Origin of the sequence: Flavobacterium sp. AG291, assembly GCF_003350375.1 — a bacterium.
In the GTDB taxonomy this organism is placed as follows: Bacteria; Bacteroidota; Bacteroidia; order Flavobacteriales; family Flavobacteriaceae; genus Flavobacterium; species Flavobacterium suzhouense.
Window position 1 is genome coordinate 312,138 of record NZ_QQAR01000001.1, and the last position, 14,937, is coordinate 327,074.

General features: G+C 37.9%; 15 protein-coding genes. 6 read left to right on the top strand and 9 right to left on the bottom strand.

The window, feature by feature from the left end; translation table 11 throughout:
- The first annotated feature begins 42 nt into the window (after nucleotides 1-42).
- Nucleotides 43-1,956, top strand: coding sequence for an ABC-F family ATP-binding cassette domain-containing protein (locus DEU42_RS01435; RefSeq protein WP_114756498.1), 1,914 nt, complete (start codon nucleotides 43-45; stop codon nucleotides 1,954-1,956).
- A 26-nt stretch (nucleotides 1,957-1,982) separates the two neighbouring features.
- On the opposite strand, the gene DEU42_RS01440 is transcribed toward DEU42_RS01435, so the two are convergent.
- Nucleotides 1,983-2,291 carry a hypothetical protein gene (locus DEU42_RS01440; RefSeq protein WP_114756499.1) on the bottom strand — a complete coding sequence of 103 codons (309 nt, stop codon included), beginning with the start codon at nucleotides 2,289-2,291 and terminating at the stop codon, nucleotides 1,983-1,985.
- 75 nt (nucleotides 2,292-2,366) lie between these two features.
- Nucleotides 2,367-3,341 (bottom strand): App1 family protein, encoded by a 975-nt coding sequence (locus DEU42_RS01445; protein ID WP_114756500.1) that lies wholly within the window; start codon nucleotides 3,339-3,341, stop codon nucleotides 2,367-2,369.
- A gap of 65 nt (nucleotides 3,342-3,406) precedes the next feature.
- Between DEU42_RS01445 and DEU42_RS01450 the strand changes: the two genes are divergently transcribed.
- Nucleotides 3,407-4,285, top strand: a complete 879-nt coding sequence (locus DEU42_RS01450; RefSeq protein ID WP_114756501.1) for a diacylglycerol/lipid kinase family protein — start codon at nucleotides 3,407-3,409, stop codon at nucleotides 4,283-4,285.
- On the opposite strand, the gene DEU42_RS01455 is transcribed toward DEU42_RS01450, so the two are convergent.
- The 3 genes from DEU42_RS01455 to DEU42_RS01465 all read right to left on the bottom strand — a co-directional run bounded on the left by DEU42_RS01455 (nucleotide 4,286) and on the right by DEU42_RS01465 (nucleotide 6,484).
- Nucleotides 4,286-5,428 carry a GNAT family N-acetyltransferase gene (locus tag DEU42_RS01455; protein WP_114756502.1) on the bottom strand — a complete coding sequence of 381 codons (1,143 nt, stop codon included), beginning with the start codon at nucleotides 5,426-5,428 and terminating at the stop codon, nucleotides 4,286-4,288. It lies immediately after the preceding gene.
- Nucleotides 5,429-5,584: 156 nt separating this feature from the next.
- Nucleotides 5,585-6,073, bottom strand: a complete 489-nt coding sequence (locus DEU42_RS01460) for a DUF1761 domain-containing protein (protein ID WP_114756503.1) — start codon at nucleotides 6,071-6,073, stop codon at nucleotides 5,585-5,587.
- An 81-nt stretch (nucleotides 6,074-6,154) separates the two neighbouring features.
- On the bottom strand, nucleotides 6,155-6,484 hold the full coding sequence (locus tag DEU42_RS01465) for a hypothetical protein (protein ID WP_114756504.1): 330 nt from the start codon (nucleotides 6,482-6,484) through the stop codon (nucleotides 6,155-6,157).
- A gap of 28 nt (nucleotides 6,485-6,512) precedes the next feature.
- On the opposite strand from DEU42_RS01465, the gene DEU42_RS17390 reads away from it, so the two are divergent.
- From DEU42_RS17390 to DEU42_RS01480, 4 genes are all read left to right on the top strand, one after another.
- A complete protein-coding gene (locus DEU42_RS17390; protein WP_158537839.1) occupies nucleotides 6,513-6,689 on the top strand; it encodes a DUF5522 domain-containing protein in 177 nt (58 codons plus the stop codon).
- A 72-nt stretch (nucleotides 6,690-6,761) separates the two neighbouring features.
- Nucleotides 6,762-8,750 (top strand): urocanate hydratase, encoded by a 1,989-nt coding sequence (locus DEU42_RS01470; protein ID WP_114756505.1) that lies wholly within the window; start codon nucleotides 6,762-6,764, stop codon nucleotides 8,748-8,750.
- Nucleotides 8,751-8,816: 66 nt separating this feature from the next.
- Nucleotides 8,817-9,377, top strand: coding sequence for a DUF4136 domain-containing protein (locus tag DEU42_RS01475; protein WP_114756506.1), 561 nt, complete (start codon nucleotides 8,817-8,819; stop codon nucleotides 9,375-9,377).
- 292 nt (nucleotides 9,378-9,669) lie between these two features.
- Complete coding sequence (locus tag DEU42_RS01480; RefSeq protein WP_114756507.1) at nucleotides 9,670-11,430, top strand: aromatic amino acid hydroxylase; 1,761 nt, start codon at nucleotides 9,670-9,672, stop codon at nucleotides 11,428-11,430.
- Nucleotides 11,431-11,461: 31 nt separating this feature from the next.
- Here the strand turns inward: DEU42_RS01480 and DEU42_RS01485 are convergent, their stop codons facing one another.
- The 4 genes from DEU42_RS01485 to DEU42_RS01500 form a co-directional block, all read right to left on the bottom strand.
- A complete protein-coding gene (locus DEU42_RS01485) occupies nucleotides 11,462-12,064 on the bottom strand; it encodes a DUF4230 domain-containing protein (RefSeq protein ID WP_114756508.1) in 603 nt (200 codons plus the stop codon).
- 50 nt (nucleotides 12,065-12,114) lie between these two features.
- Complete coding sequence (locus tag DEU42_RS01490; protein WP_114756509.1) at nucleotides 12,115-13,065, bottom strand: GSCFA domain-containing protein; 951 nt, start codon at nucleotides 13,063-13,065, stop codon at nucleotides 12,115-12,117.
- 83 nt (nucleotides 13,066-13,148) lie between these two features.
- The gene (locus DEU42_RS01495) at nucleotides 13,149-13,922 is read right to left on the bottom strand and encodes a fimbrillin family protein (RefSeq protein WP_114756510.1); all 774 of its coding nucleotides are present in this window, start codon (nucleotides 13,920-13,922) and stop codon (nucleotides 13,149-13,151) included.
- A 143-nt stretch (nucleotides 13,923-14,065) separates the two neighbouring features.
- Nucleotides 14,066-14,836 (bottom strand): hypothetical protein, encoded by a 771-nt coding sequence (locus tag DEU42_RS01500; protein WP_114756511.1) that lies wholly within the window; start codon nucleotides 14,834-14,836, stop codon nucleotides 14,066-14,068.
- Between the last annotated feature and the right edge of the window lie 101 nt (nucleotides 14,837-14,937).

The window sequence follows — 14,937 nt, forward strand, 5'->3', positions numbered from 1 at the left end:
TTGTTGATACACAAATTTACGATTAATAAGACATAAAGAATAATGCTTAACATACATAATTTATCAGTTTCTTTCGGAGGGACATATTTGTTTGAGGAAGTTACTTTCAGGCTTGGTGCCGGAGACAGGGTTGGTCTTGTTGGGAAGAATGGTGCAGGAAAATCGACCATGCTGAAAATACTTTCAGGCGAACAGCAATATGACTCGGGTGTAATCGCTACTGAAAAAGAGATTAAGATTGGTTTCCTGAAACAGGATATCGATTTCATCAAAGGCAGGACTGTTCTTGAAGAAGCTTATCAGGCATTTGTTGAAATCAAAAAAGCTGAGGAGAAAATCGATAAGATCAACCATCAGTTGGCTACCCGTACCGACTATGAAAGTGCTGAATACTCTCAGCTGATTGAAGATCTGAGTGATGTTACACATCATTATGAGATTCTTGGCGGATACAATTATGTTGGCGATACTGAAAAAATATTATTAGGTCTTGGTTTTAAACGCGAAGATTTTGATAAGGCAACGGATACTTTCTCAGGAGGATGGCGTATGCGTATCGAACTGGCAAAGCTGCTGTTGCAATACAATGATGTACTACTTCTGGATGAGCCTACCAACCACCTTGATATCGAGAGTATCATCTGGTTGGAGTCATTCTTAAGAACGTATCCGGGGGTAGTGGTTATCGTATCGCACGATAAGATGTTCCTTGATAATGTTACCAACAGAACCATTGAAATATCGTTAGGAAAAGCCTACGATTTTAGTAAACCCTATTCGCAGTATCTTGAATTAAGGCAGGAGCTTAGAGAGAAACAACTTGCTACACAAAAGAATCAGGAAAAGAAAATCGAACAGACTGAAAAGCTGATCGAGAAATTCAGGGCGAAGGCTTCAAAGGCTTCGATGGCACAATCACTTATCAAAAAACTGGATAAAGTAGAGCGTATAGAGGTTGATGAAGATGATAATTCGGTAATGAACATATCATTCCCGGTTTCGATTACGCCGGGGCGTGTGGTTGTTGAAGCTGAACACGTAACTAAAAAATATGGTGAAAAAACCATTCTTAAAGATATTAGTTTGCTTGTTGAACGCGGAAGTAAGATTGCTTTTGTTGGGCAGAATGGCCAGGGCAAATCTACACTGATCAAAGCTATTACTAAGGATATAGATTATCAGGGAACGATTAAGTTAGGACATAACGTGCAGTTAGGTTATTTTGCCCAGAATCAGGCCGAATATCTTGATGGCGAAATTACGCTTCTTGAAACAATGGAAAATGCTGCTACTGACACTAACCGTTCTAAGGTGCGCGATATGCTTGGTGCTTTCCTTTTCAGGGGAGATGATGTAGAAAAGAAAGTAAAAGTACTTTCGGGAGGTGAAAGGAATCGTCTGGCATTGTGTAAGCTGTTGCTTCAGCCGATCAATGTGCTTGTAATGGATGAGCCTACGAATCACCTTGATATTAAATCTAAGAACGTTCTGAAAGCTGCATTACAGAAGTTTGAGGGTACTTTGTTGCTAGTATCTCACGACAGGGATTTTCTTCAGGGGATGAGTAATATTGTTTATGAATTCAAAGATCAGAAGATAAGGGAATATCTTGGGGATATCAATTTCTATCTTGAGCAGCGCAATATGCAGAATATGCGTGAAGTTGAGAAAAGGGATGTAGTGGTAAAAGAAAAAGAAAAGGAAGCTCCAAAAAAGCAGGTTTCTTATGAGGATCAGAAAAAGAATAAAACTCTTCAGAACAGATTAAGCAAAATAGAAAGCCAGATTGCCGAAGTGGAAAAACAAATTCAGCACGATGATAAGCTTTTGGCTGGAGATTACGAGAAGCTAATGGCTGATGCCGCTTTTTTTACTGCTTATGAAAATAAGAAAAAAGAACTGGAAAAACTCATGCAAGACTGGGAACAGGTTCAGGAAGATTTAGAGAACGCATAAAAAAATCCCGCATCTGCGGGATTTTTTTATGGCGTTTTGATTTCTACTTCAGCTTTTTTCTTGGAAATGGTTACGTTGTTAGTCGCCTCACCATTTTTATTCTTTACACTGAATCCGTCATTACTTACACTAACTGAGGTTCCGTCAGGATTTTCTTCAGTCTTCTGAACAGTTACATTAGTAGTTGTAGTTGTTTGTGTCTGAGGTTCCGGTGCTGGTGGTGGAGCGGGATCTTCAACAGGTGGTGGGGCCGGTGGAGGAACTGGTTCTTCTTTCTTTTTACAGGATGCCATAAGCAGTATGGCAAGGCCTGACATAACAATTAATTTTTTCATGATCTTAAGTGTTACCTGGTTTATTTGTTAAAATTACAGTTTTTGAAAATAGATAAATCTATAAATAACTTAATTTTAAGATATTAACCCTATTCGTTTTGAATGCTCTATAGCTTCTTTGCTTTCCTTGAAATAGCAGACAGCAACACCCATAGATTCCATATTTTTAACGGCTCTAACTGCTTTTTCTTTTTTAGCTGATCCTGTTTGGCGTATGTAAACAGCCTTGACGGTTAAAGGGAATATTTTGCATACATCTTCGTATAAAAATGGATCGTGCTGCGAGTCGTCACCCAAAAGGGTATATTGCAGGTGAGGGTAAAATTCGAGTATGTGTTTTATCTTATCAAATTTATGTCCGTGATTTCCACGCCCTGTTACCAAAAAATCCATGAGGCTGGTTTTAATGTCTTTTAATAGCATTACCGCCCTTGGCAAATCATGTTTTTCAGTAAATTTTACAATGAACCGATACAGGTTCCATTCACTGCTCGAAACGTAGAAAAAGGCATTTTGCTCGTCTTTTTTATTTCTCCCCGCAGTACTCAGTGCCTGATAGTGGGGTACAACATCCTGGAATATCTTTCGGTCATTTACGTTTCTAAACAGTAATATGTATATTTTTTTAAATACATTACGGGTGTGGGAAACAAGAAAAGTATCGTCAATATCAGATATAAAACCTAAGTTGCCTTCGTGAGGTCTTATAAAGCTTCCCTTTTCGATAATTTCTTTTCCTTCATGAAATGTGCTCACTTGGTAGTCCATCCAGCCGTGTCCTGCTCTCTCTTTTTCTTTTAGAGGGATGCAGAATTTAAAATAACCGTCGTCTAAAGCTTTAGTATGTATTTTTATTCCATTATGTTCCAGGTAAACATCAGCATTGGGTATGGTTTTTATGCGAAATACCTGTAGTACTGATTTTGCATTTTTAAAACGTTTCTTTTCAAATTCATAATTTCCGGGTGAAGATGTTCTTGCAACGTGTCCAAAAACGATAAGCTCTTCTTCGTTGGCATAGCCGCGGTATAGTTTTAAGATGGGCTTCATGAAAATTTATAAATTTGATAAGAGTTTCGTGTTTCAATTTATCTAAATTTAGTAAAAAAAATAAGATGGACTCCTTAAGAAAATGTTTATTGGTTGTTAATCCTATCGCGGGCGGTAATGATAAGACAGAACTGATTGGGATTACAAAGCTATACGCCGAAGAAAAAGGGGTAGAACTTGTTTTGTTTGAAACCACTGGAAAAGATGATGAAAGGGCAATTCATCAACTTTACAAAGAACATAAACCGGAGCGTATATTAGTGGCTGGCGGTGACGGAACCATAAAAATGGTTGCTGAAGCTGTTGAACACCATGATGTCATTATTGGGGTATTGCCTGCCGGATCGGCCAATGGTCTGTCTGTAGATCTTAAGCTCTCGGTAGATTTGAAAGAAAATCTGGATATTGCTTTTGGAGATTCTGTTATGGAAATGGATATGGTTTCCATTAATGGGAAAAAAAGTCTGCACTTAAGTGATATTGGAGCTAATGCCGAACTTATACGTAATTATGAGAATAGTTCACTAAGAGGGAAATTAGGTTATGGTTTGCAGGCAATTAATACGCTAACCGAACTTGATGATCCTTTTGAGGTTACGATTTATGCAAATGGCATGACTCTGACTACTGAGGCGCGAATGGTAGTAATAGCCAACACACAGAAGTATGGGACAGGTGTAACCATTAATCCTATTGGGGTTATGGATGACGGTAAATTTGAAATTGTTATCCTTAAAAGCCTTAATATATTTCTAATAGGAAAAATACTTACGGGCAATATGCCCCTGGATACTGATGAAGATGTAGAGATTATTTCAACTCAAGAAGCAATTATAACGACAAACAAACCTGTCAGTTTTCAAATAGATGGCGAGTATTGTGGGGAAGAAGAACGATTGGAAATAAAAATATTGCACAGGCAGATGCGTGTTGCCATACCGTAATTATTTAAAAGGATTACGTTCTTTCCAATCAATTTTTGGGTCAAAATAAGGGAATAGCCTCGGCATGAAAAGATTAATGATAGGATTGGTGTGTTTGATAATGCCAAAAACCTGCTCTGCTCTTGCTCCTACAGAGCTTTTTATTTCCATCGCAGACCTGGCGAATATTACATGTTTGAATTGCTTTTTTATGGCATAACTAACCATATCGTAAAGCATATTCAGGTAGAGCATTTTTTCTTTTTGAACTTTGTCGTCATAACCTAAAAAATAGGTATCCATATCACAACCGTTTCTGATAAGTGTGCTAAATCCAACAATCTCATCATTGATGAAATAACCGTAGAATAAGAAGTAGTCCTGCAATTGCTGTTTGAAAATTGTAAAATGATCTTCGGGTAGATGAAAGGTATTAAAGGATGCATTGCGGGCAACAGTCATGTACAGATCATGAATTCTTTGTTCCTGTTCTTTTATATCCTGCGCAGTAAGTTTTCTTTTCTCAATTCCTTCTGCTTTTTTTCGGGCACGGTTATATTGTGTGCGGTATTTGGTGTTTAGGTCAGATAGATAATCATCAATAGACAGCCATTCCGGTTTGATGTCAAATATCATGTTAGGCTGTGTGCAAAACTGATAATATCCTTTAAATCCGGCAGTTTTAAAGTCAGGTAATTCCTGAGCGTTAAAATCTTTTACCGCAAGCATATTTATTCGTATTCCCTTCTTTCTATAAATAAGGGTTAATTCTTTTATGGCTTTTTGAATTAATTCTAAAGCCTCAGATGTGGGTATTTCGTCGGTGAGTAAAAAAGCATTTTGCCCTGTAAGCATATTATTGCCTACTACAAGGGTATATGTTGTAAACAGACCAAAAATATAATCTTTAAAGCAAAAGCTTTTCTTTTCTTCTACAAATGTATTTACCTTACTGAGGTCAATGTGCTGAGCCAATGCAATACCACAAAGTTTATCATTCCTAAAAAGGCCTATAAAAAGGCAATCCATGTTTTCCGGAGCTGCTTTTTCAATAATGGACAGGTAAGCAACAGAAAGAAATATGTTGTTTTTGGAAATAGTATCCCAGTCTTCGGGAAGTGAAGCCGAAGTTGAATATATACGAAATGATAAGTCTGGTTTCAATGAGATAATGTTGGTACTGCTTTACGAGCTTATAGCAAATATAGAGATGACGACCGGTATGCTGTTTTGTTACAAAGTCTTTTTACTTTGTTCTGAAGTCCGTTCAATAGGGTTATAAAACAACAAATCTCCCGAAGGAGATTCATTGTATATTATTTAGTTTTCCCATGCACAGATGATACCACCCATAATGGTAAGACAAACAATGAAATAGCCTCCGTTGATAAGGATATACTTCCAGCTCTTTCTTTCAAAAAGTGCATTGATGCCTACTATAGGTAAAGCAAAGAAAAGCCCGGTCATGAATCCGTGAAGGGCACCATGTTTGAAGGTTCTGTAAGCCGTGCCATAGTCAGCCATGAAAGCATGGTAAGATGGTTTGATATCAGCTGCGGCAGGCCCTCCAACCATTCCTGATGCTCCAAACTGGTGGATAACAAGAAATTCAAGAATAAAAGCAATCATAAATGAAAACAGGATAGTAAGGCCAAAAATTTTAAACATGTTAGCGCCTTTTGCTTTCTCTTCAGTCATTCCGGTTTCATTCATCCAGATCGTTCCGAATACTTTTGGGTTATACCAGATGAAACCAACAGGTAATGTTGCTAATGCGGCTACAAGAATAGCTGGAAAATTGATTTGCATAATTGTTTTGTTTTAGTGTTTGGTATAACAAATTTATGTTTTTTTGTGAACGGATATCTAAAAATTGAATAATTACTTTTTTCAGCCTAAGAATTTTATGAAGTTCCAAAAAGGTCTGTTTTTTAGGTAATTAGTATCTGATTCGTTACTGTATGCCTCTTTTTCAAAACAGATACTCCGGTAAGCTTCTTTTCTATCCTTACAGCTTATAAGGCGTATTATATATTCGCATACATACCAGATGTAAAAGGGAATTATAAGCATTTCTGCCTGTTGGCGCAGGTGAATACGTTCGTGATTGATAAGCCTGTGATTTTCTTTCATCCTTTTATCGTGTAAAATGATAAATGGAAATAACGCCATGCCGGCATATCCTTTCGGGATTAAATATTTAGATGTGATTAGTATCATTAAATGTAAAGTTCATAAATTTGCGCGTATGACAGGGCAAAATTCTGAAAATAAATTAACCGAAGGTGAAGATTATTATCTTTCACCCGAAGGGTACAAAGTGTTTACCGAAAGGTTTCATTTAAAGCGCGGTTACTGCTGTAAAAGCGGATGCCGACATTGTCCTTACGGTTACGATAAAAAAACAGGAACATTTAAAAAGTAAGCAGTGGTCAGTGATCAGTAGGCATCTATGCAAAACTGAACACTGGAAACTGAACACTGAACACTATAAAATATGACATTTCAGGAACAAATTCAGGAAGGGATACCTTCGGTTTTACCGGCTGTTAAGCCCTATGAAACGGACATCAATCATGCTCCGAAACGTAAAGAGATTCTAACTGCAGAGGAAAAAAAACTGGCGCTTCGCAATGCGCTCCGTTATTTTGAACCGCAGCATCATGCAGAATTGATTAAAGAATTTACGGAAGAGCTTGAAAAATACGGACGTATTTATATGTACCGTCTTCGCCCTGATTATAAAATGTATGCCAGACCTATTGATGAGTATCCGGGAAAATCGACCCAGGCAAAAGCTATTATGCTCATGATACAGAACAATCTGGATTATGCAGTGGCGCAGCATCCGCATGAACTTATTACCTATGGTGGTAACGGAGCGGTATTCTCGAACTGGGCGCAGTACAGGCTTACCATGAAATACCTAAGCGAAATGACTGACGAGCAAACGCTGGTTATGTATTCAGGCCACCCAATGGGGTTGTTTCCTTCGCATAAGGAAGCTCCAAGGGTAGTTGTAACTAATGGTATGATGATTCCTAACTATTCTAAACCGGATGATTGGGAGAAATTCAATGCACTTGGTGTTACCCAATACGGCCAGATGACTGCCGGTAGCTATATGTATATAGGTCCGCAGGGAATTGTACATGGTACAACCATCACAGTTCTTAATGGTGGAAGAAAAATATCTAAGAACGGAGAAGGCCTTGAAGGCAAAGTGTTTGTTACATCGGGTCTTGGAGGTATGAGTGGTGCTCAGCCTAAAGCGGGTAACATTGCCGGTTGTATTACTATTTGTGCCGAGGTAAATCCTAAAGCGGTACATACGCGTCATTCTCAGGGATGGGTGGATGAAGTGATAACCGACGTTGACGCACTTATAAAAAGAGTTGAATTGGCTAAGGCCAACAAAGAAGTGGTTTCTATAGCTTACCAGGGCAACGTGGTAGAGGTATGGGAAGCATTTGATAAACATAATATTTATGTAGACTTGGGTAGTGACCAGACATCGCTGCACAATCCGTGGGCGGGAGGTTATTATCCCGTAGGCTTATCGTTAGAGGAGTCTAATGTAATGATGGCCGAAAATCCTGAGCTATTCAAAGAAAAAGTACAGGAGTCACTACGTCGTCAGGCTGCTGCTATCAACAAACACACGGTAAAAGGAACCTATTTCTTTGATTACGGAAATGCTTTCCTTTTAGAAGCATCGCGTGCCGGAGCAGATATTATGGCAGCTAATGGTATTGATTTTAAATATCCAAGCTATGTTCAGGATATTATGGGGCCAATGTGTTTTGATTACGGATTCGGACCATTCCGTTGGGTATGTGCTTCAGGTAAACCTGAAGATTTAGCTAAAACCGATGCTATTGCTGCTTCTGTATTGGAAGAAATGGCTAAAACGGCTCCGGGCGAGATCAAACAACAAATGCAGGACAACATTAAATGGATACACGGTGCACAGGAGAACAAACTTGTGGTGGGTTCTCAGGCACGTATATTATATGCCGATGCGCAGGGTAGGATAAACATTGCCGAAGCATTCAATAAAGCGATTGCTAAAGGTGAAATAGGTCCTGTAGTTTTAGGCCGCGATCATCATGATGTATCGGGTACAGATTCTCCGTACCGTGAAACATCTAACATTTATGACGGTTCACGCTTTACAGCCGATATGGCCATCCATAACGTTATTGGAGACAGTTTCCGAGGGGCAACCTGGGTAAGTATCCATAACGGTGGAGGTGTAGGCTGGGGAGAGGTTATAAACGGTGGATTTGGTATGGTTCTTGATGGTTCTACGGAGGCGTCAAGACGTTTAGAATCAATGCTTTTCTGGGATGTGAATAACGGAATAGCACGCCGAAGCTGGGCAAGGAATGAAGAAGCTGTTTATGCTATAAAAAGAGCTATGGAAGTTCAGCCGCTGCTAAAGGTAACATTGCCAAATATAGTTGACGACGCTTTACTGGGCTAGATAATTACGAAAGTTAATTATCGGCGCATTGTTTTTAATTGCTATGAACCATTAACTTTTAAAATTATGAAGACTGTAAAATTGCTCTCGTTACTGTTTATAACGGCCATTGCGGCTTCGTGCAGTTCTATATCGGTAAATTCTGATTATGATGATGCTACCGATTTTACGCAGTATAAGACTTATGGCTTTCTTGATAAGGCTATAGAGAAGGCTGAAATATCTGACCTTGATAAAAAGAGGATAATAAATGCTATTGATGCCGAGTTTCAGAAGAAAGGATTTACAAAAAGTGATAATCCTGCCGTACTGATCAACTTTTTTACCAAAGCAAACAAAGAGGTTAACGTAAACCAATGGGGTTACGGAGCCGGATTTGGCTGGGGTTGGGGTTATGGCTGGGGTTGGGGAGGCCCCGGATACTGGGGAGGAAACTATACCACAGTAACGGAATCTACCGAAGGAACACTTTTTATTGATCTGGTCGACACTAATAAGAAAGAACTGATTTGGCAGGGTGTAGGTACAGGAGTGCTGACGCTTGACCGTGAAAAGAAACAGGCAAGAATCAATGAGTTTGTTGCCGAGATCATGAAGCAATATCCTCCGCAGAAGAAAACGAAATAAAACAATAGAATCCGGGTTTTTAGCCCGGATTTTTTATTTGTAAAATTTTTAAGAAAATATATAATAAAAGATTGTTAAAGCACGTTATTTATTTACTGTTTTAATCAATTGTTATTTCAATTATTACTTTGTTTCTGTTTGCCACGGCTCCGGCCGTGGCTTTGCTTTTTAAATCCTGACTAATTTTTAACATCACTCTGAAAATTAGAGTAATTAAAATATATATATTACGATTTAATAATATTAAGTGAGAAATTCGTAATTTTACCCGGTAAATATTGTTCAGCACATTATGAATGCACCTATTGAGACAAACCCGCTTATAGACAGGCTTCCAAAACATCTGAAGCAGTTTATTAAACCTCAGGATTATAATGGTTATACCCCTATAAACCAGGCGGTATGGCGCTATGTTATGCGCAAGAATGTAGACTATCTGAGCAGGGTAGCGCACAGTTCATATCTTGAAGGTCTTAAGAAAACGGGTATTGAAATTGATAATATCCCAAGTATGTATGGTATGAACAGGATATTGCAGGAAATAGGCTGGGCCGCTGTTGCGGTAGATGGTTTTATTCCACCTAATGCATTCATGGAATTTCAGGCATATAATGTGCTTGTAATAGCTTCGGATATCAGACAGCTTGAACATATAGAATATACTCCCGCTCCGGATATCATTCACGAAGGGGCAGGACACGCACCTATTATTGCAAATCCTGAATATGCTGAATATTTAAGGCGTTTTGGAGAGATAGGATGTAAAGCAATCTCTTCGGCTCATGATTATGAAATATACGAGGCTATCCGCTTGTTGTCAATTTTAAAAGAAGCGGAAGGTACACCACAGGAAGAGATTGAAGCTGTTGAAAAGAGGGTAGACGAGTTGCAGAATGCAGTTGTTGAACCTTCAGAAATGGCACTTATCCGTAACCTGCATTGGTGGACCGTTGAATACGGACTTATAGGAACTGTTGAAGATCCTAAAATATATGGTGCAGGATTGCTTTCATCTATTGGAGAAAGCGCATGGTGCATGACTGAGAATGTAAAAAAAGTGCCTTATACCATAGAAGCAGCTTATCAGGGGTTTGATATTACAAAACCTCAACCACAGCTTTATGTAACACCTGATTTTGCTTACCTCAGCCTTGTACTTGAAGAGTTTGCTAATAAAATGGCATTGCGTACAGGAGGGCTTAGCGGTGTACAGAAACTTATAAAATCAAAAGCGCTGGGTACAATTGAACTTAGTACCGGAATTCAGATTTCAGGTGTGTTTACAAACGTAATCGAAAACGAAGGTAAATCTGTTTATATACAGTCAACCGGTAAAACGGCATTATCATTCAGGGAAAAAGAGCTTGTAGGTCATGGTACATCGTATCATGCTGAAGGTTTTGGTAGCCCGGTAGGGAAACTGAAAGGCATTAACCTTTCGGTGGAAGATATGAGTCCGCGTGACCTGATGGCATACGATATTTATGAAGGCAAACGTGTTACTCTTGAATTTGAAGGCGATATTACTGTTAGTGGTGAGATTATTACAGGCACAAGAAATATTCAGGGTAAGATTATTATCATCAGCTTTAAGGACTGTACCGTTACGCATGGTGATACAGTGCTATTCCAGCCGGAATGGGGTATCTACGATATGGCAGTAGGAAAAAAAGTAGTTTCTGCTTTCTCGGGGCCTGCTGATGTAAACAGTTTTGATTTGGTAACACACGTTCCATCAAGCAAAACCATTAAAGCAAAAAAATCGGCTGAGCGTGAAGATCTTGAAAGCCTGTATTTGAGCATAAGAAACATTCGCGAAGGAAAAGACTCAAATGGAAACTTTGGCAACATTTTTGCTTCAGTAAAAGAAAGACATACAAACGACTGGCTGCTTTCGGTAGAAATTGCCGAGCTGGCCCATAAAAATAATAATCAGGAATTACTGCAGGATGTAATGCTGCACCTGGATGCTGTTAAGAAGAAACGCCCTGAAGTGGCACATCTTATTGATGACGGATTAGAGCTTATTTTTGAAAAAGAGAAAGTTTCTTAATTACTAAAGAGCGCGAAAGCGCTCTTTTTTTTTATAACAATACATTTATAGACTGCTCATTCACTACTTCTCCATTGTATTGCAGTGTCCAGCCCATAGTATTGGTTAGTATAAGTATTTTAGATAACTCACTTATTAGCCTGTTTTGCGCATTGGATTTTAATGTAGACTTTTCAATCTTTTTGCGAAGACTTTCCTTTACCTGTTTGTTGATCTTATTGTAATCTTCATGAGAGAATTCATTAAAAGTGCTTTCCTGAATGTCGTAAAACTTCAGATCGGGACTGATCTTTATTTCTTCTTTGGGGATGTTTTTGATGGTAATAGTTTTGTTGGCTTCATTAATGTCATATTCAATTTTGCTAAGATCGTAACTTACGGTTACATCTGCATTGACTACAACCAAAGCCTTCTTTTCAAATGGAATTAAAAAGTATTTCTGCTGGTCTTTGAAAGTCAGTACCTCTGAGTAATGTCCTTCGGTAACCACCAGCTTCCTTACATTGCGTAGTTGTTCCTGTATTAAAGTTGTTTCTTCTAGAACTGAAGTGTCTTTCTTTTTGAATTCGCAGTAATGGAAAGCCAACATTATCAGTGCTATCCCTATTATACCGAGTAGTATTTTGCGTACCATTTTTATTTTAAATATAAGGAGAATTTACAGAGCCCTCTGTTATGGTTGACTTAAAATGTTATATGTGGATATTGTTTTTGTAATGTTTTTATCTTCTCATACAGTTTTTGCAAAAATGCCCGATGTTGTTCTGTGTCCGGATTAAAAGAGCGATGCGATAAACCTTTTTGAATGTTGTCTGCCAATTTCATGGTTTGTTGCGCTTCAGAGGCGGTATAAGCCTCTGTAAAGCGTTCCCAGATATAATCTACGGCAATTGCCGATGGATGTATCATGTCTTCGGCATAGAAGCGATAATCGCGTAGCTCGTCCATCATTATTTCGTAAGACGGGAAGTAGTTTATCGTTTGCTGTTTGTTGTTTATCGTTTGATGAAGTGCAGAAATAAGGTTCGCTTTGCTCCATTGGTTTTCGGTAAAGCCGTCTTTGATGTGGCGTACCGGCGAAACGGTAAATATGAAATTCAGTTTAGGATTTACTTCTGTTACCCTTGCAATGATACTTTCGAGGCTTTGTTTGATGGTCTCAGGAGAAAGAAGCTCTTTAGTGAACTCTTTTTGCGGAACCTTATGGCAATTGGCAACGAGATTACCTGAAGCAATGTTGCGGTATACCCATGCAGTACCTAATGTTATGATGAGGTGTGTAGCTTCTTTTAATTCGGCATACGCCAGAGAACCGGCCGAATTAAGATTATTTAGTAATACTTCTTTATCGCGATGGCTTAGGTCAGAATGTGCATCAAAGCAATGCCAGAGATCGTTAAGCTGAAAGATGTCAGAATCAGTGAATTGCTTTTGCTGTAGTGCATACCCAATGAATTTCTCGAGAGCTAATGGATGAAACAATATCCCGAACGGATTGGTTGTATTTCTAAATTTAAAATAATCGAATTTCTGCCCAATATTAACTGCAAAGCACGAGCCCAAAGAGACTATTTTAGAATTGTAATCAATGGGGTGATTGCTTTTTGCGATAGGTATAGGCGTACTGAATTGCATTGCTTTAATTTTGAATGTAAACTTAAAAAAGAAAACCCAAACACTCAGTGTCTGGGTTCTTTATTATATAACCTTTGTGAGGATTATTCGTAGAAGTATTGTGTTGTGTTTGTTATTGGTGATTGACCTTCATACTCGTATAGAATAGATGAGGATATCGGGTAATTATTATTGTTATATGTGTGATTGTAGGTATAAGTTTCATTACTGCTGCCTTCTATGGATTCAGAGACAGCATTATTTAAAAAACCCTCTGGTAGCATATACTCTTTAAAGCCTAATACATTTTTCATAGGGCCATTTTTGGTGTCGTAAACTGTTGTTATAGTTGTTTCTGTTGTTATAGTTGTTTCTGTTGTTTTTTGCTTAATGCTGTTTTCAGTATAAGATATATTGCTAGTGTCTCTAAAAGTCCATTCATTTTCTTGCTCAGCTACATATATTTGGGCCGTAACAGTTCCGTTCTGATTATATGTGTATATGTATTTAGTCCATTGCTCATATATTGAGCCGCCACTATTGTATTTGTAATGTATAATTAGTGAAGTCTTTTGGTTGTTGCTGTTGTATTCGAAATTTCTTTCATCTTCATAATTACTCCCAACAACTTTAATATTAGTTATTAGATTTCCGGTGTAAGTATATTCCCTGCTTTTTCCATTTTCATCTAATATGCTGACTATTTTATTACCGTCATAAGTATAAAAACTAGCTTGTGTATTTCCTTGCTGATCAGTTGTAACTGTTTTCTTTAAAAGGGTATTGTCTTGTGGTGTTGTTACGTTTGTGTTGTCATCGCTTGAGCATGAAGTAAAAATTAATAAGGCAATAGCTGCCAGTGAGAAAACTTTTTTCATTTGAAATAATTGGTTAATATTGGATGTAAATGTAGTAATTATAAAATGTTTGTCAAGGTTAGATTTAAAACACGTAATGCTATTAAAAAAGAAAGCCCAAACACATAGTGTTTGGGTTCTTAATTATATAACTTTAGAAAGTATTATTCGTAGGTGTATACAGTAGTACTTGTGTAACCACCGTTTACTTGTGTTTCTGTCTGCGTTAATGGATAATTAGCTGCATTGTAGGTGTATACAGTTGTGCTTTCCACAACAGAAGCATCTCCATTATAGGAATAGGATTGTGATACTACATTTTCATTATAGAATTTTGTAGTTCCCATAGTATTGGCAAAAGCAATTTTGTCCATACCGGTGATGCCTTTTAGCGGATTGTTTTTTCCATCAAACGTATAGGTATAAACTTCGGTGTCCTCCCCAGTGCCATAAACTGTAGTAAGAGTGGTTTCAGTAATAGTTCCTGTTGCATCCTGAGTGAAACTATCCGGGTTGTCAATATTATCGCTGTAATATTCAGTGAATGTTATTGTTCCGTTAGAATTATGTACGTATGTAGTTTTATATACATCGTCTCCAAATTCGTCATCATAAGCGAATTCAGTATATGTTACCAGTTGGTTTTGAGAATTGTATTCGTAAGTATCTTTGTAGATCAATTGATTGTCGGCATCATATGATTTCCATTCGGTTATAAGATCTCCTGTATAAGTAATCACGCTTTTTTCGCCATCATTGCTGTTTATCTCGATTAGTTTGTTGCCGTCATAAGTAAGGGTGCTAACAAAGTCGCCGTCAGAATCTGTTTCTGTAACTTTTATTAGTTTGTTCCCTGTCTGAGTGCTGTTAGAATCATCATCAGTACATGACACCATAAATAAGGCAATAGCTGCCATTGCAAGAATTTTTTTCATTTTTTAAGATTTGGTTTTTAATAATTGGTATGTGAATTTATGTTCTAAATAAAAGAGCCGTAATATTAAACGTGTATTTAACACATAAAGTATTACGGCTA

Bases quoted from the DNA above. Each gene is read 5' to 3' on its own strand.
- DEU42_RS01435 (WP_114756498.1), top strand. From the start codon at position 43: ATGCTTAACATACATAATTTATCAGTTTCTTTCGGAGGGACATATTTG.
- DEU42_RS01440 (WP_114756499.1), bottom strand. From the start codon at position 2,291: ATGAAAAAATTAATTGTTATGTCAGGCCTTGCCATACTGCTTATGGCA.
- DEU42_RS01445 (WP_114756500.1), bottom strand. From the start codon at position 3,341: ATGAAGCCCATCTTAAAACTATACCGCGGCTATGCCAACGAAGAAGAG.
- DEU42_RS01450 (WP_114756501.1), top strand. From the start codon at position 3,407: ATGGACTCCTTAAGAAAATGTTTATTGGTTGTTAATCCTATCGCGGGC.
- DEU42_RS01460 (WP_114756503.1), bottom strand. From the start codon at position 6,073: ATGCAAATCAATTTTCCAGCTATTCTTGTAGCCGCATTAGCAACATTA.
- DEU42_RS01465 (WP_114756504.1), bottom strand. From the start codon at position 6,484: ATGATACTAATCACATCTAAATATTTAATCCCGAAAGGATATGCCGGC.
- DEU42_RS17390 (WP_158537839.1), top strand. From the start codon at position 6,513: ATGACAGGGCAAAATTCTGAAAATAAATTAACCGAAGGTGAAGATTAT.
- DEU42_RS01470 (WP_114756505.1), top strand. From the start codon at position 6,762: ATGACATTTCAGGAACAAATTCAGGAAGGGATACCTTCGGTTTTACCG.
- DEU42_RS01475 (WP_114756506.1), top strand. From the start codon at position 8,817: ATGAAGACTGTAAAATTGCTCTCGTTACTGTTTATAACGGCCATTGCG.
- DEU42_RS01480 (WP_114756507.1), top strand. From the start codon at position 9,670: ATGAATGCACCTATTGAGACAAACCCGCTTATAGACAGGCTTCCAAAA.
- DEU42_RS01485 (WP_114756508.1), bottom strand. From the start codon at position 12,064: ATGGTACGCAAAATACTACTCGGTATAATAGGGATAGCACTGATAATG.
- DEU42_RS01490 (WP_114756509.1), bottom strand. From the start codon at position 13,065: ATGCAATTCAGTACGCCTATACCTATCGCAAAAAGCAATCACCCCATT.
- DEU42_RS01495 (WP_114756510.1), bottom strand. From the start codon at position 13,922: ATGAAAAAAGTTTTCTCACTGGCAGCTATTGCCTTATTAATTTTTACT.
- DEU42_RS01500 (WP_114756511.1), bottom strand. From the start codon at position 14,836: ATGAAAAAAATTCTTGCAATGGCAGCTATTGCCTTATTTATGGTGTCA.